Raw genomic sequence first — 25,339 nt, 5'->3', positions numbered from 1 at the left:
CCCCCGCGGACTGAACGGGCCCCGGGTCAGCCGCCCGAGCCCCGGCACTCGTCGTTGTCGCCGCCGCTGAGACAGGCGCCGCCGGGACCGCCGTCGTCGGAGACCGGGACGGGCACGGGCCCCTCGTCCCGGGCCTCCAGGGCGGCCCCCGCCACGGTGGCCAGCGCGCACAGCGCCGCCACGATCACCTGGACCCGGGCGGACCCCGGCAGCCGCCGGCGCCGCAGGAAGGCGGCGCTCAGCGCGGCCAGCACCGCGACGGCGCCCACGCCGGCGAGGCCGGTGAGCGCGGCGCGCGAGTCCCCCGACTGCTCGGTGGCGCCGGGCCAGGAGTCGCCCAGGAGCGTGACGAAGGCGAGGAGCCCCACGACCGCCAGGGCCAGGGCGTCGAGTACCACCGCCGTCACGGTCATCGCCGCGTCGGCGCCACGGCCCGGCCCGGACCCCGCGACCCGGCCAGGGTCGGAGACGTTGGTCATGACGGCATCATCCGCCCACCGCGCCACCCGCACATGAGTACGGGTACTCAGCCTGGTGCCGGGTAGGAAGGGCGGATGGACGACGACGCGGCTCTCGAACCGCTGGACCGACTTCTCGCCGAGCGCGCCTGCGAGCGCCTGCTCACCGACTTCCTCCACCGCCTCGACCTGGGCGATCCCGCCTCGGTGGCCGGGCTGTTCACGCAGGACGGCGTCTGGGAGTGGCCGGCGGGCGACCGAAGGATCGAGGGGCGCGAGGCGTTGCGCGCCTACTTCGGCGGACGCCCCGCGGACCGGCTCTCGCGCCGGCTGAGCGGCAATGTCCTGGTCACCGTCGACTCGGCTGCCACGGCCCACGCCGTCAGCTACTTCGCGACCTACCGGGTCGACGGCTGGACCGGCGGCATCGTCCCGCCCCGGCTCCCGGCGAACGTCGGCCACTACGAGGACACGTTCACCAGGACCGGCGGCGCCTGGCTGCTCGCGACCCGCACGCTCCACCTCGCGTTCGGCGGGGCGACCCACCACCTGGGCGGCGGGGAGGACACGGCCGGGCGGCCGCCCTCCGCTACTCCCGCGACCGGGACTTGAAGGCCGCCTTCCGCGCCTGCTTCGCCAGCGCCTTGTCCGGGTGAAGGCGGCCGACCGCCTCCAGCACGTCGGCCGTCGCCGGGTGGTCGGCCCGCCACGCCTTCTCGAAGAACGCGCTGTGCTGGCCCGCCAGGTCGGACACCAGCTCGCGCAGCTCCTCGGACTCCTCGGCGTCGCCCAGCGCGAGCTGCGCGGCGAGCGTGTCGATGGTCAGCCAGAACACCATGCCCTCGCCGGGCGGCGGCACATCGGCCGCGCCGCGCTCGACCAGCCACACCCGGGCCAGACCGCCCAGCTCCGCGTCGTCGAGCACCTCGCGCACCGCGGGCTCGGCCCGCTGGTCGAGCATCGACAGCACCAGCTGACAGCCGAGGCGCTGCCCCGGGCCCGCCGCGTCGGAGCCGCGGGCCGCCGCCAGCAGGTCGCGGGCCGCGTCCAGCGGCGCGCGCCCCCGCAGCCACAGCTCGGCCTCCTCCCGCGCCGCCGCCTCGGGACGGAACGGCAGGGCGCCGAGCAGCGCGGACGCGTCGCCGTCCGCCAGTTCCCCGATGACCGGGGCGTCGATGCCCGCCTCCCGCATCCGCTGCCGCACCCCGTACAGCCCGAGCGGCGTGAGCCTGGCCAGGCCGTAACGGCTGATGTCGTCCTCGTCCTCCTCGGCCTCCCCGGGGAACGCCGCCCCGTCCTCGTCGCCCTCCGCGAGCAGCGACTCGTCCACCGGCCGGTAGTCGAGCATCCCGGTCCCGGCCAGCGCCCTGAACTGCCCGTCCAGCTTCAGGACCGCCGCCGACAGCTCGTCCAGCGCCTCGGCCGACAGCTCGTCCATGTCCTCGGGGATGATCGACGCGGCGGCGACCATCGGCAGCGGCACCATCGAGACGCCCTGCCCCGCCTCGTCCGTGACCGCGAACAGGTAGAGGCTGCCCAGCGCCGCGTCCAGCTGGCTCGACGCCTCCTCCTGGTCGAAGGCCAGCGCGTCCAGGTCGATGGCGTCCGGGTCGATCTCGCCGTCCGGGCTCACCGCGCCCTCGATGCCGCTGAGATCGCCGAGCAGGTCCTCGAAGGTCGGCGTCGCGGCGTCGGCGAGCACCGCGTCGACGCCCACGGACCAGATGTCCAGGACCTCACCGGGCGCCCCGGCGGTGATCGGGCCCAGCTCGGGGCCCGGCGCGGCGGTCCCCGCGGCGGCGTCCTCCGCCCCGGCGGCACGGGGACCGGCCCGGCCCTCGTCCTGGCCGTCGCCCTCGTCCTCTTCCTCGTTCTCGCTGATCTCCACCAGGCCGGTGTCGACCGCGAAGTTCCACGCGTCGGCGGCGAACGCCTCGCCGGCCTCCACCTCGTCCAGGCCGAGCGCGGCCACGGCCGACTTCAACTCGTCGGCCAGCAGCTCGCCCCCCGCCCCCACCTGCGTTCCGGGCGCCGCCCACCGGGCGAGCGCGACGGCTCGCGACAGCAGCGGCCCGGCGAGCGCTTCACGCGCCAGCTCGGCCTCGGAGGGCAGCCGCACGGGCGGCATGGTGGGACGGTCGTCACCGGGGTTCACGAACGCTCCTCAACGCGGCGAGCTGGGCACGTCCCCAGCCTAGATCAGCCGGCGGCCCGATGCGCGGCCAACGTCCGCACTCCACCCCTCGCCCGAACGCCGAACGGCCCGCGCGCCACGGTCGCCTGACGGCGCGCCAGGGACTCAACGCGGGTGGCACACCGCTGCGTTCACCGGAACGTCGCGCTCCCGCCGGTCGGGAGACGTTGACAATTCCTCGGCGCCTACGGGACTTTTACGCGCGTAGAGACCATAGCCCGCCCCCGGAGGGTCCCTTGACCGCACCATCCCGCCCCCGCCCCCGCCCGCACCGCGGCACCGCAGCCCTGGGCGCCCTCGTCGTCGCCGGGCTGTGCTCCACCCTGCTCGTCCAGCCGTCCCCCGCCGCCGCGGCGGAGGGCGTGCGCGTGCACGACCTCCAGGGCGCCACCCGGATCTCGCCCTACGCGGGCCAACGCGTCGCCGAGGTGCCCGGGGTCGTCACCGGCGTACGGACCTACGGTTCGCGCGGCTTCTGGGTGCAGGACCCCCGGCCCGACGGCTCGGCCGCCACCAGCGAGGGCGTCTTCGTCTTCACCGGCGCCGCGCCCGCCGTCGCGGTCGGCGACGCCGTGCTGGTCTCGGGACGCGTCGACGAGTACTACCCCGGAGGCGAGGAGGACGGCGGCCAGTCCGTCACCCAGCTCTCCTCCCCCGAGGTCACCGTCGTCTCCTCGGGGAACGCGCTGCCCTCGCCGGTCACCCTCGACGCCTGGGAACTGCCGCGCGCCTACGCGCCCGAGGGCGACCCGGAGGACGGCGGCTCCGTCGAGGGCCTGCGGCTGCGGCCCTCGCGGTACGCGCTGGACCGGTACGAGTCGCTGGAGGGCATGACCGTCGAGGTCGGCGAGGCCCCGGTGGTCGGCCCGAGCACGCCGTACCACGAGCTGTGGGTGACGCTGCTGCCCGGCGGGCGGCGGACGGACCACGGCGGCGCCCTCTACTCCTCCTACGGCGCGCAGAACGCGGGCCGCCTGAAGATCGAGTCGCTGGCGCCGGTCGCGCAGGAGCCGTTCCCCGTGGCCGACGTGGGCGACACCCTGCGCGGAACGACCGAAGGCCCGCTGGACTACGACGAGTTCGGCGGCTACACACTGGTCGCCCGCGAGCTCGGCCGGGTCGAGCGGGGTGGGCTCGCCCCCGAGGCCACCCGCGCCCAGCGGGACGACGAGCTCGCGGTCGCGGCGTACAACGTCGAGAACCTGCACCCCGGCGACGAGCAGGAGAAGTTCGACCGGCTGGCCGCCGCCGTGGTGGAGAGCCTGGCCTCGCCCGACATCCTCGCCCTGGAGGAGATCCAGGACAACACGGGCACCGAGGACGACGGCACGGTGGCCGCCGACGAGACGCTGCGCCGCTTCGTGGACGCCGTCGTCGCCGCGGGCGGGCCGCGTTACGCGTGGCGCGGGATCGACCCGGAGGACGGGCGGGACGGCGGCGCCCCCGGCGGGAACATCCGCAACGTCCTCCTGTTCAACCCGGAGCGCGTCTCGTTCACCGACCGCCCCGGCGGGGACGCGACCACGGCGGCCGGGGTGGTGCGCGAGGACGGCCGGGCCGCGCTGACCCTCTCCCCCGGACGGGTCGCCCCGGCGGACACGGCGTGGCAGGACAGCCGCAAGCCGCTGGCGGGCGAGTTCACCTTCCGGGGCGAGACCGTCTTCGTCGTCGCCAACCACTTCGTCTCCAAGGGCGGCGACCAGCCGCTGCACGGCCGCTTCCAGCCGCCGGCCCGCTCCTCCGAGGAGCAGCGCGCCGAGCAGGCCGAGGCCGTCAACGCCTTCGCGCGGGAGCTTCGTTCGGCCCAGCGGGACGCGCGGGTCGTGGTGCTCGGCGACATCAACGACTTCGCGTTCTCCCCGACCACCCGGGCGCTGACCGCGGGTGGCGCCCTGGAGAGCGCGGTCGGTTCGCTGCCGCGCGGCGACCGGTACACGTACCTCTTCGAGGGCAACTCGCAGGTCCTCGACCAGACGCTGGTCTCCCCCGCGATTCGCGCGTACGAGTACGACATCGTGCACATCAACGCCGAGTTCGCCGACCAGGCCAGCGACCACGACCCGCAGGTGATCCGCTTCCGCCCCTGACCGTTCGCCCCTGTCCCGTTCCCCCTGGCCCGTTCGCCCCGTGCGGCGGTCCCCCGCGGCTCTCCGCCGGAACCGGGTGGACCGCCGGGCAGGTCGGGACGCAGACTGCGGTCCATGCCTCAGACACCCTCCGCGACGTGGCCCGACACGCGCCCCGCCCCGTTCGGCCGCTGCGCCGCCGCCATGATCACGCCGTTCACCGCGGACGGCTCCCTCGACCTGCCGGGCACCCAGCGGCTCGCGACCCACCTCGTGGACCGCGGCGGCTGCGACACCCTGGTCCTCAGCGGGACCACCGGGGAGTCGCCGACCACCAGCGACGAGGAGAAGGCGGCCGTGGTGCGGGCCGTCGCCGAGGCTGTCGGCGACCGCGCCACCGTGGTCGCCGGGGTCGGCACCGCCGACACCCGGCACTCGGTCGCGCTGGCCCGCGACGCCGAGAAGGCGGGCGCCGACGGCCTGCTGGTGGTGACGCCCTACTACTCGCGCCCCACGCAGGAGGCGATCACCCACCACCTGCGGACCGTCGCCGACGCCACCGACGTGCCCGTGATGCTCTACGACATCCCGGCACGCACCGGCAAGGGCACCGCGCTGACCGCCGACTCGCTGCGGCGCCTGGCGGAACACCCGCGGATCCTGGGCGTCAAGGACTGCTCCTTCGACCTGCTCACGTCCGGTCTGGTGATGGCCGAGACCGACCTCGCCTACTACTCGGGCAGCGACGAGACGCACCTGCCGCTGCTGGCCATCGGGGCGAGCGGCGTCGTCAGCACGGTGGCCAACGTCGCCGGGCGGCAGGTGCGCGGCGTGCTCGACGCCTTCGCCGCGGGCGACCCGGCCACCGCCGCCGCGCGCCACCGCGCCCTGCTGCCGCTGGTCGACGCGGTGATGAACGAGGTGTCCGGCACGGTGGCGGTCAAGGCGCTGTTCCGCGCGGCCGGGCTGCCCGGCGGCCCGGTCAGGGGTCCGCTGCTCGACGCGGACGAGGCGCTGACCGCCCGCCTGGCGACCGTGCTTCAGGCGGCGCTCCGTTCCGATAGGGTCACCGACAGCAAGGGCTGAGTGAGGTCTCGGGGGAGCGGCGGCCATGAACGACGGTACGAAGAACGATGTGTTCCTGCCTCTCGAACCCGACGATCCCCGCGAGGTGGGGGGTTACCGGATCGCGGCCCGCCTCGGCGCGGGCGGCATGGGCCGCGTCTACCTCTCCCACACGCCGGGCGGGCGCGCGGTGGCGCTCAAGGTGATCCGCGCGGAGTTCGGCGAGGACCCGGACTTCAGGCACCGCTTCCAGCGGGAGGTGCGGGCCGCCGAGCGCGTCCAGGGGCTGTACACGGCCCCGGTGCTCGACAGCGACACCGAGGGCCCCAGGCCCTGGCTGGCCACGGCCTACATCCCGGGCCCCTCGCTGGCCGAGGTCGTGGGGCGGCACGGCCGCCTCCCGGTGGAGGCGGTGTTCCGGCTGATCGCCGGGATCGGCGAGGCGCTCCAGGTGATCCACGCCGCGGGCCTGGTCCACCGCGATCTGAAGCCCTCGAACGTCCTTCTGGCCACCGACGGGCCGCGCGTCATCGACTTCGGCATCGCCAGGGCCGTCGAGGGCACCGCGCTCACGCACAGCGGGGTCGTCGTGGGCACGCCCTCGTTCATGGCGCCGGAGCAGGCGGCGGGCGGCCGGGTCTCCCCCGCGACCGACGTGTTCGCCCTGGGCCTGCTCGCCTCGTTCGCCGGGACGGGCACGCCCGCGTTCGGCGAGGGCACCTCGCACGCGGTGCTCTACCGCATCGTCCACGAGCACCCCGACCTCTCGGCGCTGCCGGAGCCCCTGCGGAACCTGGTGGCCCACTGTCTCGCCAAGGACCCCTCCGGGCGCCCCTCGCCCACCGATCTCATCACCGCCGCCCGGTCCGCGGCCGGTCCCCCGCCGTCGGCGCCCGGCGACTGGCTGCCCCCCGAGGTGGCCGCCGAGCTCACCTCGCACGCCACGCCCCTGGCCGCGGCGGTCACGCCCCCGCCGAGGCGGCGGCGCGGCGCCCTGCTGCTGGCCGCGGGGGCGACGGCCGCGGTGCTCCTCGCGGGCGGCGGCATCATGGCGGCGGTCCTGGCGGGCGGCGACGAGGGCGCCGCCGAGGAGGCCCCGCCCGAGGAGGAGGACGGGCCCGAGGAGCGGACGGAGACGACGCCCCCACCGCCCGCCGACCCCGAGCCCGCGCACTATCCGGGCATCGAACTGGCCGCCGGTGACCACCTGTTCCTCGACCAGCACCCGGTGGTCCCCCGCGACTCGGGCTCCTGGAACATGGCGGAGATCGACTTCCGCTACTTCACCGCCGGTGACCCGCCCCGGCTCCGCACCGCCCTGGGGAACGAACTGGTCCTGCTCCGCCCCGAGGAGCGAGGCTCGCTGGCGACCTGCCGCGCCGAGACCCGTTCCACCGAGGCGATCGACATGGCCCGGGTGACGGAGGGCTCCCAGGTCTGCGTCCGCACCGTCGCGGGCCACATCGCCCTCGTCGACATCACCGCCCTCCCCGCCGAGGGCGAGACGCACCTCACCCTGGACGCGACCGTCTGGCGCGACGCGCGCTGACCGGCCCGCCGCCTCACCGGGGCCGGCGAGACGGGTGGGGCATGCCGGGCGACGGGTGCGGCGGGTGCGGCGGGTGCGGCGGGGTCGCGGTGCCCGCCAGGTCGCGGGCCAGCAGTGTCGCCCCGGCCACCGCCCCGGGCATCAGGAACACCGCCGCCAGCGGGACCAGGAACAGCAGCACCAGCGGAACGCCGAACCCCAGAGCCAGCCCGAGACGGCCGCGCAGCATCCGCATCCGGTCCCGCAGGGGCACGGCACGGCGGTCCATCGGCACCGAGGTCAGCTCGACGGCCAGGAAGAAGCCCGAGACGCAGAACCCCAGGGCGGGGACCACGGTCTGCCCCAGCACGGGAACGAAGCCGAGCGCGAAGAGCGGCACCGCGAGGGAGAGCGCGTACAGCAGCACCCGCGCGCTCCCCCGGACCGAGGCCCAGAACGACAGCCCCTCCCCGGCCGGGCCGCCGCCCTCCGACGTCTCGACGTGACCGGAGAGCGCCTCGTAGAACGGGTCGCCGATCACCAGCGTGACGGCCGTGAAGGTCAGCACGGACAGCAGCAGGCCGAAGGCGAAGAGCAGCACGGCGAACGTGACACGGAGAACGGACCGCCAGGTCTCGTCCCAGTCGTCGGCGAACGGCGTCGCCCAGGACGCGAGGTCGCCCGCGTACAGGGCGAGGGCCACCAGCGCCGCGGCGTAGACGACCAGGGTGATCAGCGCGGGCAGCAGGCCAAGGGCCAACCACCGGCCGTGCCCGAACGCCCACTTCTGCCCGCGCGCCACATACCGTATCCCCACCGCGACATCTCTCACGGCCGCAAGGCTATCGGCTCGGCGCCGCCCGTCCGCGCCCGGTCAACCGGTCAATTGTGCGCGTGGAGCACCTCGTTGAGACTGCCCCAGGCGCCGGTGCGCGGCAGGGCCTCGACGGCGCCGCTGGTGGAGTTGCGGCGGAAGAGCAGGTTGTGCGCGCCGGAGAGCTCCAGCGCCTTGACGACCTCGCCGTCCGGCAGCGTGACGCGCGTGCCCGCCGTGACATAGAGGCCCGCCTCCACCACACAGTCGTCGCCGAGCGAGATGCCGATGCCCGCCTGGGCGCCGAGCAGGCAGCGCTCGCCGAGGGAGATGGTCCGCTTCCCGCCGCCCGAGAGGGTGCCCATGATGGACGAGCCGCCGCCGACGTCGGAGCCGTCGCCCACGACCACGCCCGCGCTGATGCGCCCCTCGACCATGGAGACGCCCAGCGTCCCCGCGTTGAAGTTGACGAATCCCTCGTGCATCACGGTGGTGCCCGCCGCGAGGTGCGCGCCGAGCCTCACGCGGTCGGCGTCGCCGATGCGGACCCCGGCCGGGACCACGTAGTCGGTCATCCTGGGGAACTTGTCGACACTCGTGACCCCCAGCTGCCCGCCCTCGGCGCGGAGGGCGAGCCTGGCCTGCTCGACGCGCTCGACGGGAACGGGCCCCGCCGTGGTCCAGGCGACGTTGGCCAGCAGCCCGAAGATGCCGTCCAGGCTGAGGCCGTGGGGGCGGACGAGGCGGTGGCTGAGCAGGTGCAGGCGGAGGTAGACGTCGTGGGCGTCGACCGGCTTCCCCTGGAGGTCGGAGATGACCGTGCGGACCGCGACGACCTCGACGCCGCGCCGTTCGTCCGGGCCGAGGGCGCGGGGCGCCCGGGGGCCGAGCAGTTCGGCGACGCGCGGCCCGGCGAGCCGTTCGGTGCCGGAGACGCCGGGCTCGGCCACCAGCTCGGGCGCCGGGAACCAGGTGTCGAGCACGACGCCCTCGGCGGTGACGGTGGCGAGCCCGGCGGCGACGGCGCCGGAGGGGATGAGCTGCGGAGAGGTGGTCTCGGTCATGGTCACGACGCTAACGGGTGGCCGCCCCGGGACGCGAGCCGGTCCCGGGCAGCAGCCGGGCGAACGTGGCGGCGGCCTGCGCCTCGTCGTAGGGGCGGCCGGTGAGGAGGATGTGGATGAGCAGCCCGTCGGCCACCGCGATCAGGGCCCTCGCGGTGGTCTCGTCGGGCACGCGCGGGGACAGCAGCTCGGCCATCCGGTCCAGGCAGCGGGCGGCCAGCGGGCGGACGGCGGGCTGGCGCAGACCCGCGAAGTACAGCTCGTACTCCAGCTCCGTGCTCTCCCGCCAGGGACCCAGGCAGTCACCGAGGTGGCGGGCCAGCAGGTCGGCGACCGGCGTGGAGCCGTCCACGCCCTCCAGCCACGTGGCGAAACGCGCCAGCCACGCCTCGTTGATCCGCTCCAGGGCGGCGAGCAGCAGCTCGTCGCGGTCGGCGAAGTGGTACGTGGTCGAGCCGAGCGGGACGTCGGCGGCGGCGGCCACGGCGCGGTGGCTGAGCCCCGCGACACCGCGCTCCCTGACCACGGAGACGGCGGCCCGCGCGATGCGTTCGCGGCGGTCGGGGTCGTAGCGGCGGGCCATCAGTGGGCCCCGCCGACGTTGAGGAGGACGACCCCCGCGACGACCAGCAGGACGCCGCCGACCTTGAGGACGGAGACGCCCTCGCCGAGGAAGACGATGCCGATGGCCGCGACGACGGCGGTGCCCGCGCCGGACCAGATGCCGTAGGCGACGCCGACCTCCATGGTCTTGAGCGTCTGGGCGAGCAGCGTGAAGGCCACGACATAGAGGGAGAGCGTGCCGACGGTCGGCCAGAGCCGGGAGAAGCCGTCGCTCCGCTGCATGAGCAGGGTCCCGATGATCTCGGCCAGGATCGCGGCGGACAGCGTCACATACACCATGTGGACGATCGTACACATCGCTCCGGGGCCCCTGCCGGTGGAGTGACTGCCCTGCGCGTCTGCGGGGAACCCGGCGGGCGTTCCCGCCATCCTTGCGGCGAATTTCCCAGCGCGAGAGCTTCCCAGCGAGAGAAGGAGTGAGAGCGGATGGCCGAGTGCGAGGTCTGCGGCAACGACTACCGGATGGCCTTCGAGGTGCGTGCCGCCGGGCAGGTGCACGTCTTCGACAGCTTCGAGTGCGCCGTGCAGAGGATGGCGCCCGTCTGCGAGAACTGCGGGTGCAAGATCATGGGCCACGGCCTGGAGACGGAGGACGGCCACTTCTTCTGCTGCGGGCACTGCGCCCGCACCCAGGGCCACGCGGAGCTGGTCGACCACGGCTGACACCCGCCCGAGGACATGACGATGCCCGCCGGACCACATCCGGCGGGCATCGTCATGGCGTCCGGAGGGCGGACGGCGCCCCGCTCAGACGCTGAACCCCAGGGCGCGCAGCTGCTCGCGGCCGTCGTCGGTGATCTTGTCCGGGCCCCACGGCGGCATCCAGACCCAGTTGATCTTCAGCTCGCTGACCAGGCCCTCGGTGGCCGTCCTGGCCTGGTCCTCGATGACATCGGTCAGCGGGCACGCGGCCGAGGTGAGGGTCATGTCCACCGTGGCGATGTTCTCCTCGTCCACGTGGATGCCGTAGATCAGGCCGAGGTTGACCACGTCGATCCCCAGTTCGGGGTCGACGACGTCCATCATCGCCTCGCGGACCTCTTCCTCGCCGGCCGGTGCGGTCGTCGTCTCGCTCACAGCTTCTCCTCCACCGCGCCCTCGCCCAGAGCCTGGGCGGTGGCATCCTTCCAGGCCATCCAGCTCAGCAGCGCGCACTTCACCCGCGCCGGGTACTTGGAGACGCCGGCGAACGCGACCGCGTCCTCCAGCACCTCCTCCATGGCATCGTCGGGCGCCAGCTGCCCCCGGGACTGCATCAGCGTGAGGAACGTCTCCTGCACGGCCAGCGCGTCCCGCAGCTTCTTGCCGACCAGCAGCTCGTTCAGCACGGAGGCGCTGGCCTGGCTGATCGAGCAGCCCTGCCCCTCGTACGAGACGTCGGCGACGGTCTCGCCCTCGTACCTGACCCGCAGCGTGATCTCGTCCCCGCACGTGGGGTTCACGTGGTGCACCTCGGCGTCGCCCTCGCGCAGGCCGCGCCCGTGCGGGTGCTTGTAGTGATCCAGGATGACGTCCTGGTACATCGATTGCAGCTGCACGCCTCTCACACCGCTCTCATCCGACGTCTCATCCGAAGAACCCGCGGACGTAGTCGAGCCCGGCGACCAGGGCGTCGACCTCGGCCGGGGTCGAGTACAGATAGAAAGACGCCCGCGTGGTCGCGGGAATTCCGTACCGCAGGCAGACCGGCCGCGCGCAGTGGTGACCGACCCGGACGGCGATGCCCTGCTCGTCCAGCACCTGGCCCACGTCGTGCGGGTGGATGTCGCCCAGGGTGAACGAGATCGTCGCCCCCCGGTCCTCGCCGGTCAGCGGCCCGATGATCCGCAGGTCCGGCACCTCGGACAGCCGCTCCAGCGCGTAGCGCGTGAGCGCCTCCTCGTGGGCGAGGACACGGTCCATGCCGATGCCGGTCAGGTAGTCCACGGCCGCGCCGAGCCCGACCGCCTGGGCGATCGGCGGCGTGCCCGCCTCGAACTTGTGCGGCGCCGGGGCATACGTCGAGGAGTGCATCGTGACGGTCTCGATCATCTCCCCGCCGCCCAGGAACGGCGGCAGGTCCTCCAGCAGCTCGTGCCGCCCCCAGAGCACGCCGATGCCGGTCGGCCCGCACATCTTGTGCCCGGTGAAGACGACGAAGTCCGCCTGGAGCGACTGCACGTCCAGCGGCATGTGCGGCGCGGCCTGCGAGGCGTCCACGACGACGAGGGCGCCGACCTCCTGGGCCCTGCGGACGATCCGGTCCACCGGGTTGACCGTGCCGAGCACGTTGGAGACCAGCATGAACGAGACGACCTTGGTCCGCTCGGTGATGATCTCGTCGATGCGCGACAGGTCGAGCCTGCCGTCGTCGGTGAGGCCGAACCACTTCAGCGTCGCGCCCGTGCGCTGCGCGAGCAGCTGCCAGGGAACGATGTTGGAGTGGTGCTCCATCTCCGTGATGACGATCTCGGTGCCCGCGTCGACCCGGTAGGGGTCCTCGGCCCAGCCGAGCATGTTGGCCACGAGGTTCAGCGACTCGGAGGCGTTCTTGGTGAAGACCACCTCGTTGCGGCTGGGCGCGTTGATGAACGCGGCGACCTTGTCGCGCGCGCCCTCGTACAGCGCCGTGGCCTCTTCCGCCAGGACGTGGACGCCGCGGTGCACGTTGGCGTGGTGCTGCTCGTAGTAGTCGTTCACCGCGTCGAGGACCTGGCGCGGCTTCTGCGAGCTGGCCGCGTTGTCCAGGTAGACCAACGGCTTCCCGCCGTGGACCGTGCGGTGCAGGATCGGGAAGTCCTTGCGGATCGCCTCGGTGTCCAACAGGCCGGCCAGGGAGCCGTGGGCCGCCCGCGTCGTGTCGGTCATGAGGCGCCCCCCTTGGTGTACTGCTCGTAGCCCTCGGCCTCCAGCTTGTCGGCCAGCTCCGCACCGCCGGACTCGGCGATCCGGCCGCCCGCGAAGACGTGCACGTGGTCGGGGGCGATGTACCGCAGGATGCGGGTGTAGTGCGTGATCAGCAGGGTGCCGACCTGGCCGCTCTCGCGGACCCGGTTGACGCCCTCGGAGACGATCCGCAGCGCGTCGATGTCCAGGCCGGAGTCGGTCTCGTCCAGGACGGCGATCTTCGGCTTCAGCAGCTCCAGCTGGAGGATCTCGTGGCGCTTCTTCTCGCCGCCCGAGAAGCCCTCGTTCACGTTGCGCTCGGCGAAGGACGGGTCCATCTCCAGGCGCTCCATGGCCTCCTTGACCTCCTTGACCCACGTCCGCAGCTTGGGGGCCTCGCCACGGATGGCGGTGGCGGAGGTGCGCAGGAAGTTGGAGACGGACACCCCGGGGATCTCGACCGGGTACTGCATGGCGAGGAAGACCCCGGCGCGGGCGCGCTCGTCGACGGACATCTCCAGGACGTTCTCGCCGTCGAGCGTGACGGTGCCCGAGGTGATCGTGTACTTGGGGTGCCCGGCGAGGGAGTAGGCCAGGGTGGACTTGCCTGAGCCGTTGGGGCCCATGATGGCGTGCGTCTCGCCCTGCTTCACGGTCAGGTCGACCCCGCGCAGGATCTCTTTGGAGCCGCCTTCGCCGTCGACGGAGACGTGCAGGTCGTGGATCTCAAGCGTTGCCATGGGGCTCAGGACTCCTGGGTGACGGAGACGAGCACGGCGGCGGCCGGGCCCTCTCCTTCGATCTTGACGGGGTAGACGGGGATGGGTTGCGTCGCGGGCAGGCCCGTCGGCTTGCCGGTCCGCAGGTCGAAGCTGGAGCCGTGCAGCCAGCACTCGATCTGGCAGTCCTCCACCTCGCCCTCGGAGAGCGAGACGTTCGCGTGGGAGCAGATGTCGTTGACCGCGTAGACCGCGCCCTCGGTGCGGACCACGGCGACGGGCACGCCGCCGAGGTCGACGCGCCGGGGCACGTCGACCTCCAGGTCCCCCAGCGCGCAGGCCCGCACGAAGCCCTCCGCCCCGGCCGCTGCCGTGCCACCGCTCATGCGATCGCCTCCGCCAGCTCGGCCTCCAGCTTCGCGATGAGCCGCTGCTCCACGTCGGGGACGCCGATCTGCTGGACCAGCTCGGCGAAGAAGCCGCGCACCACCAGGCGCCGGGCCTGCTCGGCCGGGATGCCGCGGGCCATCAGGTAGAAGAGCTGCTCGTCCTCGAACCGCCCGGTGGCCGAGGCGTGCCCGGCGCCGACGATCTCGCCGGTCTCGATCTCCAGGTTGGGAACGGAGTCCACGCGGGCGCCGTCGGTGAGCACCAGGTTCCGGTTGAGCTCGTAGGTGTCGGTGCCGGTGGCGGCGGCGCGGATCACGACGTCGCCGATCCACACCGCGTGCGCGTCGGCGCCCTGGAGCGCGCCCTTGTAGGCCACGTTGCTGCGGCAGTTGGGGGCGGTGTGGTCCACCAGCAGCCGGTGCTCCTGGTGCTGCCCGTCGTCCGTGAAGTACAGGCCGTAGAGCTCGGCCTCGCCGCCGGGGCCCGCGTAGCTCACGCGGGGGTGCAGCCGCACCACGTCGCCGCCGAAGGTCACCACGACCGACTTGAACGTGGCGTCCCGCCCGATCAGCACGGTGTGCTGCGAGCAGTGGACGGCCGTGTCGTCCCAGTCCTGCACGCTGACGAAGGTGACCTTGGCGCCGTCGCCGACGAGGAACTCGACGTTGGCCGAGCGGACGCCGTCGCCGGTGTGGTCGGCCACGAAGACGACCTCGGCGAACGCCCCGACCTCGAAGACGGTGTGACCGAAGGTCACCCCGCCCTCGCCGTGCAGGCTCAGGCGCACCGGCTCGGTGAGGACGGCCTCGGCCGCGACGGAGATGACCGTCGCCTTCTCGAAGGCGCTGAACGCCTGCGCGGCGACCCGGTCGACCGGTTGGCCCGCCTTGCCGACGCGCGGGTCGTCGCGCCCGACGGTGGTGACGGTGACGCCGTCGGGCGCGTTCACCTCGACCTTGAGGGAGCCGTCAGCGAGGGCGGAGCCGTCGTGCAGCCCCCTCAGCCGCTCCAGGGGAGTGAAGCGCCACTCCTCCTCGCGGCCGTGCGGCACCGGGAAGTCGGCCACGTCGTAGGACGGCGGAGCGCTCATCCTGGTGGCCACGGTGGACTCGGCCGCCACCGCGATGCTCTGGGCCTCAGCCATGGGTGTCGTCGTGCTCACTCTCTTGGTCGTGGGGACGGCTTGCTGGTGGGACGGTGACGGTCCGGTGGCCATGGTCAGCCGACGGCGCCTTCCATCTGGAGCTCGATCAGCCGGTTCAGCTCCAGGGCGTACTCCATGGGCAGCTCCTTGGCGATGGGCTCGACGAAGCCGCGCACGATCACCGCCATCGCCTCGTCCTCGGAGAGGCCGCGGCTCATCAGATAGAAGAGCTGGTCGTCGCTGACCTTGGAGACCGTCGCCTCGTGCCCCATCGTCACGTCGTCCTCGCGGACGTCCACGTACGGGTAGGTGTCCGAGCGGGAGATGCTGTCCACGAGCAGCGCGTCGCACAGCACGTTGGACTTGGAGCCCGACGCGCCCTCGCCGATCTCGATGAGGCCGCGGTAGGAGGTCCGCCCGCCGCCCCTGGCCACCGACTTGGAGACGATGTTCGAGGAGGTGCGGGGGGCCATGTGCACCATCTTGGCGCCCGCGTCCTGGTGCTGGCCCTCGCCCGCGAAGGCGACGGAGAGCGTCTCGCCCTTGGCGTGCTCGCCCATCAGGTAGATCGCGGGGTACTTCATGGTGACCTTGGAGCCGATGTTCCCGTCGACCCACTCCATGGTGGCGCCCTCGTAGGCCACGGCCCGCTTGGTCACCAGGTTGTACACGTTGTTCGACCAGTTCTGGATGGTCGTGTAGCGGCAGCGGCCGCCCTTCTTGACGATGATCTCCACGACCGCGGAGTGCAGCGAGTCCGAGTCGTAGATCGGGGCGGTGCAGCCCTCGACGTAGTGCACGTAGGCGTTCTCGTCGACGATGATCAGCGTGCGCTCGAACTGCCCCATGTTCTCCGTGTTGATCCGGAAGTACGCCTGGAGCGGGATGTCGACGTGCACGCCCGGCGGCACGTAGATGAACGATCCGCCCGACCAGACCGCCGTGTTCAGCGCGGCGAACTTGTTGTCACCGGCGGGGATGACGGTGCCGAAGTGCTCCTGGAAGAGCTCGGGGTGCTCCTTCAGCGCCGTGTCCGTGTCGAGGAAGATGACGCCCTGCGCCTCCAGGTCCTCGCGGATCTGGTGGTAGACGACCTCCGACTCGTACTGCGCGGCGACACCCGCGACGAGGCGCTGCTTCTCCGCCTCGGGGATGCCCAGCCTGTCGTAGGTGCTCTTGATGTCCTCCGGCAGGTCGTCCCAGCTCTGGGCCTGCTTCTCGGTGGAGCGCACGAAGTACTTGATGTTGTCGAAGTCGATGCCGCTGAGGTCGGAGCCCCAGGACGGCATGGGCTTCTTGCCGAAGAGCTTCAGGCCCTTCATGCGCATCTTCAGCATCCAGTCGGGCTCGGACTTCTTGCCCGAGATGTCGCGGACGACCTCATCGGACAGGCCGCGCTTGGCGGCGGCACCGGCCGCGTCGGAGTCGGCCCAGCCGTATTCGTACGTGCCAAGCCCCTCGAGCTCGGGGTGGGCAGTCTCCGTGGGGAGCGTCATGCGGGGTTCCTCCCGGCAGTGCGTGGTGAAGCGGTGGACTTGGGCTTCTCGGACTTCTCGGGCGTCTCGGGCTTCTCCGGGGCGTCCGCCTCGGAGAGGTCCGTCTCGGGGACGAACGTGGTGCACACGCCGTCGCCATGGGCGATGGTCGCGAGGCGCTGGACATGGCTGCCGAGCAGGCGGGAGAACACCTCGGTCTCCGCCTCGCACAGCTGCGGGAAGCGGGCGGCGGCGTGGGCCACCGGGCAGTGGTGCTGGCACACCTGGTCGCCGGCCGGCGCCGGAACGCGGCGGACGGTGGCGGCGTACCCCTGGTGGGACAGGGCCTCGGCGAGCGCCCGCGCCCTCTCCTCGGGCAGGGCCTCCTCCAGGAACGGCCGGTACAGCTCCGCCTGGTCGGCGGCCTTGGCCCGCGCGAACTCCATGACGGCCGCGGCGCCCCGCTCGCCGCCTCCGGCGAGGCGCTCGATCCAGCGCAGCGCCTCGACGGCCAGCTCGTCGTACGCCTGGTCGAAGGCGTCCCGCCCCGAGTCGGTGATCGCGAAGACCTTGGCGGGGCGGCCCCGGCCACGCGAGCCGTAGACCCGCTTCTCGCGGGGCTCGACCAGCCCCTCGGCGACCAGCGCGTCGAGGTGGCGGCGCACCGCCGCCTGGGTCAGTTCGAGGCGGCCGGCCAGGTCGCCGGCGGTGGACGGGCCGTGGTCCAGAATGGAACGGGCGACGCGGCGACGGGTGCCCGACTGCTCCTCGACGGCCAAGGGCAGGGCGGGGCCACCGGCGGCGGCGGGGGCCACCGGGGTCTCGTCGCGCTCGTGCCCCTTTTTCACAACGCCATTGTTGCGTAATTCTCGCGACACGGGCAAGCCACGGCCTGACCTGCCCGCATGGAGTACATCACGTAAGGCATGCCTTACCCGGCGCCCCGGGACCCTGCGGTCGGGGGCGCCCCGCCGGGGTTCCTAGACTCCACCCATGCATCCCGGAGGCACCGCCCCGGCCGTCGAGGCGGTCGGCCTGGTCAAGCGGTACGGCGCGACCACCGCACTCGACGGCCTGGACCTGACCGTCTCCCCCGCCACCGTGACCGCCGTGCTCGGGCCCAACGGCGCGGGCAAGACCACCACCGTCGAGCTCTGCGAGGGCTACCGCGCGCCCGACGCGGGGCGGCTGCGCGTGCTGGGGCTCGACCCGGTGGCCGACGCGCCCGCGCTGCGCCCGCGCCTCGGCGTGATGCTCCAGAGCGGCGGCGTCTACGCGGGGGTGCGCGCCACCGAGATGCTCACCCACGTCGCCCGCCTGCACGCCCACCCGCTCGACGTGGACGCCCTGGCGGAACGCCTCGGCCTCGCCTCGTGCGGGCGCACCCCCTACCGCCGCCTCTCCGGCGGCCAGCGGCAGCGCCTGGCCCTCGCCCTGGCCGTGGTCGGCCGCCCCGAGCTGGTCTTCCTCGACGAGCCGACCGCGGGGCTCGACCCCCAGGCCAGGCGCGCCACCTGGGAGCTGATCGCCGAGCTGCGCGCCGACGGGGTCACCACCGTGCTGACCACGCACTTCATGGACGAGGCCGAGGAGCTGGCCGACGCGGTCGCCGTCGTGGACGAGGGCCGGGTGGTCGCCCACGGCAGCCCGGCCGAGCTGTGCGGGGGCGGCGCCGACGTGCTGCGCTTCACCGGCCGCCCCGGCCTCGACCTGGTGTCCCTGCGCCAGGCGCTCCCCGACGGCAGCGGGGCCGCCGAGCCGAGCCCCGGCAGCTACCGCATCACCGGGGACGTGGGTCCCCGGCTGCTGGCCACCGTCACCGCCTGGTGCGCGCAGCACGGGGTGCTGGCGGACCGCATCACCACCAGGCGCCACACGCTGGAGGACGTCTTCCTCGAACTGACCGGCAAGGAGCTGCGTCCATGAGCCACCTCCCCGGCCCGCGGGCCGAAGGCGCGCCCGGGGCGGGCACCGGCCGCCACGCGCCCCGGCCCGGCTCGGCCCCGGTGGGCCGGATGATCGCCGCCCAGGCGGCGCTGGAGACCAGGATGCTGCTGCGCAACGGCGAGCAGCTGCTGCTGACGGTCGTCATCCCCACCCTGCTGCTCGTGCTGTTCAGCACGGTCGACATCGTGGAGGCCGCCGGCGACACCCGGGAGCGACGCGTCGACTTCCTGGCCCCCGGCATCCTCGCGCTGGCCGTGCTGTCGACCGCGTTCACCGGCCAGGCCATCGCCACCGGCTTCGAGCGCCGCTACGGCGTGCTCAAGCGGCTCGCCGTCTCCCCGCTGCCGCGCTGGGGGCTGATGTGCGGCAAGACGGGCGCGGTCCTGGTCACGCTCCTCCTCCAGACGGCGCTGCTGACCACCGTCGCCCTGGCGCTCGGCTGGTCGCCCCGGGGGAACGCGCCGGCCGTGGCGCTGCTGATGCTGCTGGGCGCGGCGGCCTGCTCGGGCCTGGGGCTGCTGATGGCGGGGACGCTGCGCGCGGAGGCGACGCTGGCCGCGGCCAACCTCGTCTTCGTCCTGCTGGTGTTCTTCGGCGGGGTGGTCATCCCGCTGGACGACTTCCCCGGCGGGGTGCGGGCCGTGCTGGAGCTGCTGCCGGTCGGCGCCCTGAGCGGCGGGCTGCGCGACATCCTGCGCGACGGCGCCGGGCTGCCCTGGGACGAGGCGGGCGTGCTGGCGGTGTGGTCGGCGCTCGGCCTGGGCGCGGCGGCTCGCTTCTTCCGCTGGGAGTAGGGCCCTGCGGGCGCCCCCCTCGTGAATTGATGCACAAGCGAGGGGCCTACGATGAGCGGGTGCTGAAAGCAGTGCGAAACCCCCTCGCCTTCCTCGCCGACCACTGGACGCCGCGGCCCGTCACCGTGCGCCGGGCGGCGCTCGCCTCGTTGAGCATGGCCGTGCTCATCGTCGTCACCGGCGGCGCGGTCCGCCTGACCGGCTCGGGGCTCGGCTGCGACACCTGGCCCAAGTGCAGCGGCGAGAGCCTGGTCGCCACCTCGGAGATGGGGATACACGGCGCGATCGAGTTCGGCAACCGGATGATGGCCTACGTGGTCTCGGCCGCCGTCGGCTGGTTCATCGTCGCCGCCCGCTGCGCCGAGCCCCGCCGCAGGTCGCTGACCCGGCTCGGCTGGCTCCAGTTCTGGATCGTCATGAGCAACGGCGTCATCGGCGGCGTCACCGTGCTGACCGAGCTGAACCCGTACATCGTGGCCGCCCACTTCCTGGCCGCCATGGTGCTGCTGACCGCCGCCACCGTCTCCTGGCAGCGCGCCCGCGAGGGCGACGCCGAGCCCCGCCCGCTGGTGGGCGTGCCGGTGCGGCGCGCGGTGGGCGGGCTCACGCTGCTCGCGGGCGCGCTGCTCGTCGCCGGCACGGCCGTGACCGGCAGCGGCAAGCACTCGGGCGACAGCGGCGACCACATCGAGCGGATGCCGTTCGACTGGGACGTCATCACCAGGACCCACTCGTTCCTCGCCTGGGCGGTGGTCCTCTCGACGGTGGCGCTCCTGGTCGCGCTGCGCCTGCTCGACGCCCCGGCCGGGATCAGGGCCCGCGCCCGGGACCTGCTGCTGGTCCTCCTGGGCCAGGGCGTCATCGGCTACACGCAGTACGCGCTGGACGAGCCCGAGTGGCTCGTCGGCATGCACCTGCTCGGCTCGACGCTCGTGTGGGTCGCGGTCCTGCGCCTCCTGCTGGCCACTCGCGACCGCGACGGGCGGCCCCCGGCGCCGGAGCACTCCCCCGCCGAGGACCGGACCCCCCTCCGGGAGCCCGCCGCCTCGGCCCAGGTCAATACCCCCTAGGACCCGCCCGCCCTCGGGGCCGCCTGCTGGACGACCTCGAACGACCAGAGCGTGGCCCCCGAGGCGGCCGGACCCCGCTCGCCGCCGCCCTGGTGACCGGCCCGCATGGACCCGTTCATCCAGTTCCGGAAGTCCTCCTCGCTGCGCCACCGCGTGTACACCAGATAGGTGTCGGTCCCCTCGACCGGCCGCAGCAGCTCGAACCACTCGAACCCGTCCTGCCCCTCCACCAGCCCGGCCCGCGCGGCGAACCGCTTCTCCAGTTCCTCGCGCCGCTCCTCCGGAACGGTCAGGACGTTGATCTTCACCACGGACACGCGAAACCTCCGGCACGACGAGAGCCGGGACCGTCCGTTCCGGCCCCGGGCGACATGGCAGCAGTCTGCTCCATCGGGGGCGGCTCGTCCGTTCGGTGCGCTCCGGTGTCGCCGGTCCGGGGACGGGCACAGGATGGGCGCATGCGGAGAGACGATCTGCCCGCCCCGGAGACCGGGGTGCTGCTGACCCACTTCCTGACCGTGCGCGACGTGGCGCGCTCCCGCGCCTTCTACAGCGACGTGCTGGGCGGCACCGTGGTCCTGGAGGAGAACCCGTGCGTGGTCAGGCTCGCCAACGGCTGGCTGATCATGAACCCGGGCGGCGGCCCCACGCCCGACAAGCCGGAGGTCACGCTCGTGCCGCCCGGTGACCCCGGCACGGCCTCGGCGTTCCTCAACATCCGGGTGGCCGACATCGCGGCGTGCCACCGGGAGTGGAGCGCGAGGGGGGCGAAGTTCCTGACCCCGCCGCTGGACCGCGGGGCCGAGCTGCGCTGCTATCTGCGCGACCCCGACGGCTACCTGATCGAGGTGGGCCAGGCGACGGGGATGCTCCGGGGCGTCTTCGCCGACCCGAACGGGATGACCGCGCCGCCGCACCCCTGACAGGATCGGGTGCGAGGGCGGACGCGGACGGCCACCGCAACGGCAACGGCAACGGCGGGCGAGGGAGCGGACCATGGCGGACGGCGGCGCGCGGGGCGTGGAGGCCCTCTTCGCGCGAGGGCGACTGATCGCGATCCCCCGCAGGGCCGACCGCCGCGCGCAGTTGCTCGCCCACCTCAGCGAGACCCTGTTCGAGCCGGGGCGGCAGTACAGCGAGCGCGAGGTCAACGACCTGCTGCGGACGGTCCACCAGGACTGCGCGGCGCTGCGCCGCCATCTGGTGGACGACGGCTGGCTGGCCAGGACCCGCGACGGCGGCGGCTACCGGCGGCTGCGGTAGACCGGGTCCCGCTCCTCGCCGCCGAGCTGCATCCCGGCCATCCGCGTCCACTCGTAGGGGCCGGTCCGCATGCGGGCCGCGAGCTCGCCGTCCAGCGTCTCGGCGAGGGCGACGCCCGACCGCTCGGCGGCCAGCCTCAGGGTCTCCAGGTCGCGGGAGACGACATCGCCCCAGCCGCCGTCCGCGCCGACCAGCACCAGCCGGTGGCCCCGGGCGCCGAGGTAGGAGATCTGCCCCTCAGCCGAGCCGCCGTGCGCCGCGGCGAAGGAGCGGATGCGCTTCATCAGGCGCCGTCCCTCGCGGCTCGTGGGCGCGCTCTCCGGCGCCGCCGCCGGGGACGGTGGGTGCTCGTCTCGTTGCTGCTCGTCCGTTTCAGCCATGCCCGGATCCTACCGGCCGGTAGCCCAACCGGGTGAGCTCGGTGCCGGAACGGGCCGTCAGCGCAGGAACGGGTCGACGGCCACCGCGAGGAAGACCACCGAGACATAGGTGATCGACCAGTGGAAGAGGCGCATCTCCTTGAGCGCGGCCCCCTTCAGCCCCGCGCGGGCGCGGGCGAGGAGCGCGTGCGCCTCCCGCAGCCACCACCCGCCGGCCAGCGCGGCGACCAGCGGGTAGAACCAGCCGGTGTACCCCAGCGGCCACAGCGTCAGCGAGACCGCGACCATCATCCAGCTGTAGAGGACGATCTGCCGGGCCACCACCGTGTTGGCCGCGATCACCGGAAGCATCGGGACGCCGACGCGGGCGTAGTCGTCCTTGACCTTCATGGACAGCGGCCAGTAGTGCGGCGGGGTCCAGAAGAACATCACCAGGAAGAGGACCACCGCGGCCCAGGAGACGGTGCCGGTGACCGACGACCAGCCGATGAGGACCGGCAGGCACCCGGCGATGCCGCCCCAGACGATGTTCTGCGCGGTGCGGCGCTTGAGCCACATCGTGTAGACCACGACATAGAAGAGGAGCGCGCCCAGCGACAGGGCGGCCGACATCCAGTTGACCGTGAGGCCGAACCAGAGGGTCGAGACGGCCGCGAGCACGATGCCGAACGCCAGGCACTCCCCCGGCTTGACGACCCCGGTCACCAGGGGACGGTTCTTCGTCCGCTCCATCAGCGCGTCGATGTCGCGGTCGATGAACATGTTCAGCGCGTTGGCGCCGCCCGCCGACAGGTAGCCGCCGAGGCAGGTCGCCAGGACCAGCCACAGGTCGGGAACGCCCTGCTCGGCGAGGAACATCACCGGGACCGTGGTGATGAGCAGGAGCTCGATGATCCGCGGCTTCGTCAGCGCGACGAACGCCTTGACCCGGGCTCCCGGTGTCCAGTGGTCCTGGCTCTGGCCGGGCTCGGCCACGGGACGGGAATCGACGGCCGTCACGGACACCCCTGATCGTGCGACATCAGCGATCACGCGCTGCGGGCAGAATGCGGGCCCCGGCCGGCGAACCGGCTGGTGAGAGCTCGCGCGTACCACGTCACTCTAGACGCCCGGCTTGCGCCGCTTGTCGCCGGGCCCCCCGAGCGGCCGGGCGTGCCGGAACGCCCCGGCTGGGGCACCCTGTAATCGTCGGCGGACCGGACCGTGCGCGGGGCCCGCTTCCGGCCGGAAGGCATCCGGCCGGAAAGGGCCGCCTTGTGACGTGAGGGTCGCCGGGGCGCCCGCATCGCCGGAGGTAGGCTCGACACGCCGGTGAGAGCGCTGTGCCGCCAGGCGGAGAGGTTCGTCGCCGGCCTGACACACGTGGAGAGGAGCCCTGACGCAGGGTGAGCAACAAGCCGACCACCTCAGAACTCGAATGGTCCGAGCTGGACCAGCGGGCCGTGGACACCGCTCGGGTCCTGGCCGCGGACTCCGTGCAGAAGGTCGGGAACGGCCACCCGGGGACGGCGATGAGCCTGGCCCCCGCCGCCTATGTGCTGTTCCAGAAGCTCATGCGACACGACCCCTCGGAGCCGGAGTGGGCCGGGCGCGACCGCTTCGTGCTCTCGGTGGGGCACACCAGCCTCACGCTCTACATCCAGCTCTACCTGGCCGGTTACGGCCTGGAGCTGGAGGACCTGAGGTCGTTCCGCACCTGGGGCTCCCGGACGCCTGGCCACCCCGAGTTCGGGCACACGGTGGGTGTGGAGACGACGACGGGGCCGCTGGGCCAGGGCATCGGCAACGCGGTGGGCATGGCGATGGCCGCCCGCTACGAGCGCGGCCTGTTCGACCCCGAGGCGGCGCCCGGCACCTCCCCGTTCGACCACACCGTCTGGGTGTTCGCCGGTGACGGCTGCCTCCAGGAGGGCATCTCCGCCGAGGCCGCCTCCCTCGCGGGGCACCAGAAGCTGGGGAACCTGGTCCTCCTCTACGACGACAACCACATCTCCATCGAGGGCGACACCGAGACCGCGTTCTCCGAGGACGTGCTCGCGCGCTTCGAGGCGTACGGCTGGCACGTCCAGCGCGTGGCCCCCCGCGAGAACGGGGACCTGGACCCGGCCGCGCTGCACACCGCGTTCGCGGCGGCGCGGGCGGAGACCGGGCGCCCCTCGATCATCGCGGCCCGCTCCATCATCGCCTGGCCCGCGCCCCACGCGCAGAACACCGAGGCCGCGCACGGCTCGGCGCTGGGCGCCGACGAGGTCGCCGCCACCAAGCGGGTCCTCGGCTTCGACCCCGAGGCGTCGTTCGCCGTCGAGGACGAGGTCATCGCCCACACCCGCGCCGCCGTCGAGCGCGGCCAGACGGCCCGCGCCGCCTGGGAGAAGCGGCTCGCCGAGTGGCGGCGGGCCAACCCCGAACGGGCCGCGGAGTTCGACAGGATCAGCGCCGGGCGGCTGCCCGAGGGCTGGGAGAAGGCGCTGCCGGTCTTCGACGAGGGCGGCTCCGTGGCCACCCGCAAGGCGTCGGGCTCGGTCCTCAAGGAGCTGGGCGCGGTCGTTCCCGAGCTGTGGGGCGGCTCCGCCGACCTGGCCGGGTCCAACAACACCACGATCGACGCCTCCTCGTCCTTCCTCCCCGAGGGCAACCCGCTGGCCGAGGCTCACCCGTACGGCCGTACGGTCCACTTCGGCATCCGCGAGCACGCCATGGGCTCGGCGATGAACGGCATCGCCCTGCACGGCAACACCCGGATCTACGGCGGCACGTTCCTCGTCTTCTCCGACTACATGCGCCCGGCGGTCCGGCTCGCCGCGCTGATGAGACTGCCCGTCACCTACGTCTGGACGCACGACTCGATCGGCCTCGGCGAGGACGGCCCCACCCACCAGCCGGTCGAGCACCTGGCCGCGCTGCGCGCCATCCCGGGGCTGAACGTCGTCCGTCCGGCCGACGCCAACGAGACGGTCATCGCCTGGCGTGAGATCCTCCGCCGCCACACGGACCGTTCGGCCCCGCACGGCCTCGCCGTCACCCGGCAGAACGTCCCGGTGTACGAGGCCAACGAGGACACGGCCAGGGGCGGTTACGTACACACGGAGGCCGAGGGCGGCACCCCGCGCGCCATCCTGCTGGCCACCGGCTCCGAGGTCCACCTGGCCCTGGCGGCCCGCGAGCAGCTCCAGGCCGACTCCGTTCCGACCCGCGTGGTCTCGCTGCCCTGCGTGGAGTGGTTCGAGGAGCAGGACCAGGCGTACCGGGACCGTGTGCTGCTGCCGGGCGTGAAGGCGCGGGTCGCCGTGGAGGCGGGCGTCGGCCTGACCTGGCACCGTTATGTCGGGGACGCCGGACGGATCGTCTCCCTGGAGCACTTCGGTGCCTCGGCCGACCACACGACCCTCTACCGCGAGTTCGGCATCACCCCCGAAGCCGTGGCGCAGGCCGCGCGGGAATCCCTGACGGCCGCCGAGCGCTGACACCGATACACGAGA

Annotated in this window: 28 protein-coding genes; 11 read left to right on the top strand and 17 right to left on the bottom strand. The window is 73.3% G+C overall.

Features of this window, described 5'->3' with window-relative positions; translation table 11 throughout:
- Nucleotides 1–26 precede the first annotated feature (26 nt).
- Nucleotides 27–479, bottom strand: coding sequence for a DUF6234 family protein (locus tag ADY01_RS01245; protein ID WP_049564260.1), 453 nt, complete (start codon nt 477–479; stop codon nt 27–29).
- 75 nt (nt 480–554) lie between these two features.
- Here ADY01_RS01245 and ADY01_RS01240 point away from each other — a divergent pair, with 75 nt between their 5' ends.
- Complete coding sequence (locus tag ADY01_RS01240) at nt 555–1,070, top strand: nuclear transport factor 2 family protein (RefSeq protein ID WP_049564258.1); 516 nt, start codon at nt 555–557, stop codon at nt 1,068–1,070.
- On the opposite strand, the gene ADY01_RS01235 is transcribed toward ADY01_RS01240, so the two are convergent.
- Nucleotides 1,048–2,586, bottom strand: coding sequence for a hypothetical protein (locus ADY01_RS01235; RefSeq protein ID WP_049564282.1), 1,539 nt, complete (start codon nt 2,584–2,586; stop codon nt 1,048–1,050). The two genes, ADY01_RS01240 and ADY01_RS01235, sit on opposite strands and share 23 nt — an antisense overlap.
- Nucleotides 2,587–2,888: 302 nt before the next feature.
- Here ADY01_RS01235 and ADY01_RS01230 point away from each other — a divergent pair, with 302 nt between their 5' ends.
- The 3 genes from ADY01_RS01230 to ADY01_RS01220 all read left to right on the top strand — a co-directional run bounded on the left by ADY01_RS01230 (nt 2,889) and on the right by ADY01_RS01220 (nt 7,332).
- Nucleotides 2,889–4,739, top strand: a complete 1,851-nt coding sequence (locus ADY01_RS01230; protein WP_049564255.1) for an endonuclease/exonuclease/phosphatase family protein — start codon at nt 2,889–2,891, stop codon at nt 4,737–4,739.
- A gap of 114 nt (nt 4,740–4,853) precedes the next feature.
- Complete coding sequence (gene dapA / locus ADY01_RS01225) at nt 4,854–5,804, top strand: 4-hydroxy-tetrahydrodipicolinate synthase (protein WP_049564252.1); 951 nt, start codon at nt 4,854–4,856, stop codon at nt 5,802–5,804.
- Between the two features lie 25 nt (nt 5,805–5,829).
- Complete coding sequence (locus tag ADY01_RS01220) at nt 5,830–7,332, top strand: serine/threonine-protein kinase (protein ID WP_049564251.1); 1,503 nt, start codon at nt 5,830–5,832, stop codon at nt 7,330–7,332.
- 13 nt (nt 7,333–7,345) lie between these two features.
- On the opposite strand, the gene ADY01_RS01215 is transcribed toward ADY01_RS01220, so the two are convergent.
- The 4 genes from ADY01_RS01215 to ADY01_RS01200 are packed head-to-tail and all read right to left on the bottom strand — an operon-like array spanning nt 7,346 to nt 10,092.
- Entirely contained in the window at nt 7,346–8,143 is a 798-nt protein-coding gene (locus ADY01_RS01215; RefSeq protein WP_078899900.1) for an EI24 domain-containing protein, read from the bottom strand.
- A gap of 50 nt (nt 8,144–8,193) precedes the next feature.
- A complete protein-coding gene (gene dapD / locus ADY01_RS01210; protein ID WP_049564278.1) occupies nt 8,194–9,189 on the bottom strand; it encodes a 2,3,4,5-tetrahydropyridine-2,6-dicarboxylate N-succinyltransferase in 996 nt (331 codons plus the stop codon).
- 10 nt (nt 9,190–9,199) lie between these two features.
- Nucleotides 9,200–9,772, bottom strand: a complete 573-nt coding sequence (locus tag ADY01_RS01205) for a TetR/AcrR family transcriptional regulator (RefSeq protein WP_049564249.1) — start codon at nt 9,770–9,772, stop codon at nt 9,200–9,202.
- Nucleotides 9,772–10,092: an SMR family transporter gene (locus ADY01_RS01200; protein WP_049564247.1), complete on the bottom strand. Its 321-nt coding sequence runs from the start codon at nt 10,090–10,092 to the stop codon at nt 9,772–9,774. The genes ADY01_RS01205 and ADY01_RS01200 overlap by 1 nt, the downstream gene beginning before the upstream one ends.
- A 147-nt stretch (nt 10,093–10,239) precedes the next feature.
- On the opposite strand from ADY01_RS01200, the gene ADY01_RS01195 reads away from it, so the two are divergent.
- The gene (locus tag ADY01_RS01195; protein WP_049564245.1) at nt 10,240–10,476 is read left to right on the top strand and encodes a hypothetical protein; all 237 of its coding nucleotides are present in this window, start codon (nt 10,240–10,242) and stop codon (nt 10,474–10,476) included.
- 84 nt (nt 10,477–10,560) lie between these two features.
- Here the strand turns inward: ADY01_RS01195 and ADY01_RS01190 are convergent, their stop codons facing one another.
- The 8 genes from ADY01_RS01190 to ADY01_RS01155 all read right to left on the bottom strand — a co-directional run bounded on the left by ADY01_RS01190 (nt 10,561) and on the right by ADY01_RS01155 (nt 17,254).
- Nucleotides 10,561–10,890 (bottom strand): metal-sulfur cluster assembly factor, encoded by a 330-nt coding sequence (locus tag ADY01_RS01190; RefSeq protein WP_049564240.1) that lies wholly within the window; start codon nt 10,888–10,890, stop codon nt 10,561–10,563.
- Complete coding sequence (sufU, locus tag ADY01_RS01185; RefSeq protein WP_078899899.1) at nt 10,887–11,351, bottom strand: Fe-S cluster assembly sulfur transfer protein SufU; 465 nt, start codon at nt 11,349–11,351, stop codon at nt 10,887–10,889. Before sufU ends, ADY01_RS01190 begins: the two co-directional genes overlap by 4 nt.
- Nucleotides 11,352–11,379: 28 nt before the next feature.
- The gene (locus ADY01_RS01180; protein WP_049564236.1) at nt 11,380–12,660 is read right to left on the bottom strand and encodes a cysteine desulfurase; all 1,281 of its coding nucleotides are present in this window, start codon (nt 12,658–12,660) and stop codon (nt 11,380–11,382) included.
- Nucleotides 12,657–13,418, bottom strand: coding sequence for a Fe-S cluster assembly ATPase SufC (gene sufC / locus ADY01_RS01175; RefSeq protein ID WP_049564234.1), 762 nt, complete (start codon nt 13,416–13,418; stop codon nt 12,657–12,659). Before sufC ends, ADY01_RS01180 begins: the two co-directional genes overlap by 4 nt.
- A 5-nt stretch (nt 13,419–13,423) precedes the next feature.
- Entirely contained in the window at nt 13,424–13,783 is a 360-nt protein-coding gene (locus ADY01_RS01170; RefSeq protein WP_049564233.1) for a non-heme iron oxygenase ferredoxin subunit, read from the bottom strand.
- Nucleotides 13,780–14,931: a Fe-S cluster assembly protein SufD gene (gene sufD / locus ADY01_RS01165; protein WP_049564230.1), complete on the bottom strand. Its 1,152-nt coding sequence runs from the start codon at nt 14,929–14,931 to the stop codon at nt 13,780–13,782. The genes ADY01_RS01170 and sufD overlap by 4 nt, the downstream gene beginning before the upstream one ends.
- A 74-nt stretch (nt 14,932–15,005) precedes the next feature.
- Nucleotides 15,006–16,427 (bottom strand): Fe-S cluster assembly protein SufB, encoded by a 1,422-nt coding sequence (gene sufB, locus ADY01_RS01160; protein ID WP_049564228.1) that lies wholly within the window; start codon nt 16,425–16,427, stop codon nt 15,006–15,008.
- Nucleotides 16,424–17,254, bottom strand: coding sequence for a helix-turn-helix transcriptional regulator (locus tag ADY01_RS01155; protein WP_049564226.1), 831 nt, complete (start codon nt 17,252–17,254; stop codon nt 16,424–16,426). The genes sufB and ADY01_RS01155 overlap by 4 nt, the downstream gene beginning before the upstream one ends.
- A gap of 145 nt (nt 17,255–17,399) precedes the next feature.
- Here ADY01_RS01155 and ADY01_RS01150 point away from each other — a divergent pair, with 145 nt between their 5' ends.
- The 3 genes from ADY01_RS01150 to ADY01_RS01140 are packed head-to-tail and all read left to right on the top strand — an operon-like array spanning nt 17,400 to nt 20,217.
- Nucleotides 17,400–18,332: an ABC transporter ATP-binding protein gene (locus ADY01_RS01150; RefSeq protein WP_049564224.1), complete on the top strand. Its 933-nt coding sequence runs from the start codon at nt 17,400–17,402 to the stop codon at nt 18,330–18,332.
- Nucleotides 18,329–19,147 (top strand): ABC transporter permease, encoded by an 819-nt coding sequence (locus ADY01_RS01145; protein WP_063784079.1) that lies wholly within the window; start codon nt 18,329–18,331, stop codon nt 19,145–19,147. Before ADY01_RS01150 ends, ADY01_RS01145 begins: the two co-directional genes overlap by 4 nt.
- Nucleotides 19,148–19,176: 29 nt before the next feature.
- Entirely contained in the window at nt 19,177–20,217 is a 1,041-nt protein-coding gene (locus ADY01_RS01140) for a COX15/CtaA family protein (protein ID WP_049564221.1), read from the top strand.
- Here the strand turns inward: ADY01_RS01140 and ADY01_RS01135 are convergent.
- A complete protein-coding gene (locus tag ADY01_RS01135) occupies nt 20,214–20,534 on the bottom strand; it encodes an antibiotic biosynthesis monooxygenase family protein (protein ID WP_049564219.1) in 321 nt (106 codons plus the stop codon). The genes ADY01_RS01140 and ADY01_RS01135 overlap by 4 nt on opposite strands.
- A 141-nt stretch (nt 20,535–20,675) precedes the next feature.
- On the opposite strand from ADY01_RS01135, the gene ADY01_RS01130 reads away from it, so the two are divergent.
- On the top strand, nt 20,676–21,140 hold the full coding sequence (locus tag ADY01_RS01130; protein WP_049564217.1) for a VOC family protein: 465 nt from the start codon (nt 20,676–20,678) through the stop codon (nt 21,138–21,140).
- A gap of 73 nt (nt 21,141–21,213) precedes the next feature.
- The gene (locus tag ADY01_RS01125; RefSeq protein ID WP_049564215.1) at nt 21,214–21,480 is read left to right on the top strand and encodes a DUF2087 domain-containing protein; all 267 of its coding nucleotides are present in this window, start codon (nt 21,214–21,216) and stop codon (nt 21,478–21,480) included.
- On the opposite strand, the gene ADY01_RS01120 is transcribed toward ADY01_RS01125, so the two are convergent.
- Both ADY01_RS01120 and ADY01_RS01115 read right to left on the bottom strand, forming a co-directional pair.
- Entirely contained in the window at nt 21,462–21,860 is a 399-nt protein-coding gene (locus ADY01_RS01120; protein ID WP_078899898.1) for a hypothetical protein, read from the bottom strand. The genes ADY01_RS01125 and ADY01_RS01120 overlap by 19 nt on opposite strands.
- A gap of 57 nt (nt 21,861–21,917) precedes the next feature.
- Nucleotides 21,918–22,859, bottom strand: coding sequence for a heme o synthase (locus ADY01_RS01115; protein ID WP_078899902.1), 942 nt, complete (start codon nt 22,857–22,859; stop codon nt 21,918–21,920).
- Nucleotides 22,860–23,245: 386 nt separating this feature from the next.
- Here ADY01_RS01115 and tkt point away from each other — a divergent pair, with 386 nt between their 5' ends.
- On the top strand, nt 23,246–25,324 hold the full coding sequence (gene tkt / locus ADY01_RS01110) for a transketolase (RefSeq protein WP_049564209.1): 2,079 nt from the start codon (nt 23,246–23,248) through the stop codon (nt 25,322–25,324).
- Nucleotides 25,325–25,339: the final 15 nt, after the last annotated feature.

It is taken from the genome of Streptomyces sp. SBT349 (assembly GCF_001083795.1).
In the GTDB taxonomy this organism is placed as follows: domain Bacteria; phylum Actinomycetota; class Actinomycetes; order Streptomycetales; family Streptomycetaceae; genus Streptomyces.
Note: the sequence above shows the minus strand (reverse complement) of the source record. Positions and strands in the feature narration are given on the sequence as shown.

Coding starts and splice junctions, on each gene's coding strand:
- ADY01_RS01150 (WP_049564224.1), top strand. CDS start 17,400: ATGCATCCCGGAGGCACCGCCCCGGCCGTCGAGGCGGTCGGCCTGGTC.
- ADY01_RS01200 (WP_049564247.1), bottom strand. CDS start 10,092: ATGGTGTATGTGACGCTGTCCGCCGCGATCCTGGCCGAGATCATCGGG.
- ADY01_RS01195 (WP_049564245.1), top strand. CDS start 10,240: ATGGCCGAGTGCGAGGTCTGCGGCAACGACTACCGGATGGCCTTCGAG.
- ADY01_RS01170 (WP_049564233.1), bottom strand. CDS start 13,783: ATGAGCGGTGGCACGGCAGCGGCCGGGGCGGAGGGCTTCGTGCGGGCC.
- dapD (WP_049564278.1), bottom strand. CDS start 9,189: ATGACCGAGACCACCTCTCCGCAGCTCATCCCCTCCGGCGCCGTCGCC.
- ADY01_RS01145 (WP_063784079.1), top strand. CDS start 18,329: ATGAGCCACCTCCCCGGCCCGCGGGCCGAAGGCGCGCCCGGGGCGGGC.
- ADY01_RS01240 (WP_049564258.1), top strand. CDS start 555: ATGGACGACGACGCGGCTCTCGAACCGCTGGACCGACTTCTCGCCGAG.
- ADY01_RS01125 (WP_049564215.1), top strand. CDS start 21,214: ATGGCGGACGGCGGCGCGCGGGGCGTGGAGGCCCTCTTCGCGCGAGGG.
- ADY01_RS01220 (WP_049564251.1), top strand. CDS start 5,830: ATGAACGACGGTACGAAGAACGATGTGTTCCTGCCTCTCGAACCCGAC.
- ADY01_RS01235 (WP_049564282.1), bottom strand. CDS start 2,586: ATGCCGCCCGTGCGGCTGCCCTCCGAGGCCGAGCTGGCGCGTGAAGCG.
- ADY01_RS01140 (WP_049564221.1), top strand. CDS start 19,177: ATGCACAAGCGAGGGGCCTACGATGAGCGGGTGCTGAAAGCAGTGCGA.
- ADY01_RS01120 (WP_078899898.1), bottom strand. CDS start 21,860: ATGGCTGAAACGGACGAGCAGCAACGAGACGAGCACCCACCGTCCCCG.
- sufB (WP_049564228.1), bottom strand. CDS start 16,427: ATGACGCTCCCCACGGAGACTGCCCACCCCGAGCTCGAGGGGCTTGGC.
- dapA (WP_049564252.1), top strand. CDS start 4,854: ATGCCTCAGACACCCTCCGCGACGTGGCCCGACACGCGCCCCGCCCCG.
- ADY01_RS01245 (WP_049564260.1), bottom strand. CDS start 479: ATGACCAACGTCTCCGACCCTGGCCGGGTCGCGGGGTCCGGGCCGGGC.
- sufD (WP_049564230.1), bottom strand. CDS start 14,931: ATGGCTGAGGCCCAGAGCATCGCGGTGGCGGCCGAGTCCACCGTGGCC.
- ADY01_RS01130 (WP_049564217.1), top strand. CDS start 20,676: ATGCGGAGAGACGATCTGCCCGCCCCGGAGACCGGGGTGCTGCTGACC.
- sufC (WP_049564234.1), bottom strand. CDS start 13,418: ATGGCAACGCTTGAGATCCACGACCTGCACGTCTCCGTCGACGGCGAA.
- ADY01_RS01205 (WP_049564249.1), bottom strand. CDS start 9,772: ATGGCCCGCCGCTACGACCCCGACCGCCGCGAACGCATCGCGCGGGCC.
- ADY01_RS01180 (WP_049564236.1), bottom strand. CDS start 12,660: ATGACCGACACGACGCGGGCGGCCCACGGCTCCCTGGCCGGCCTGTTG.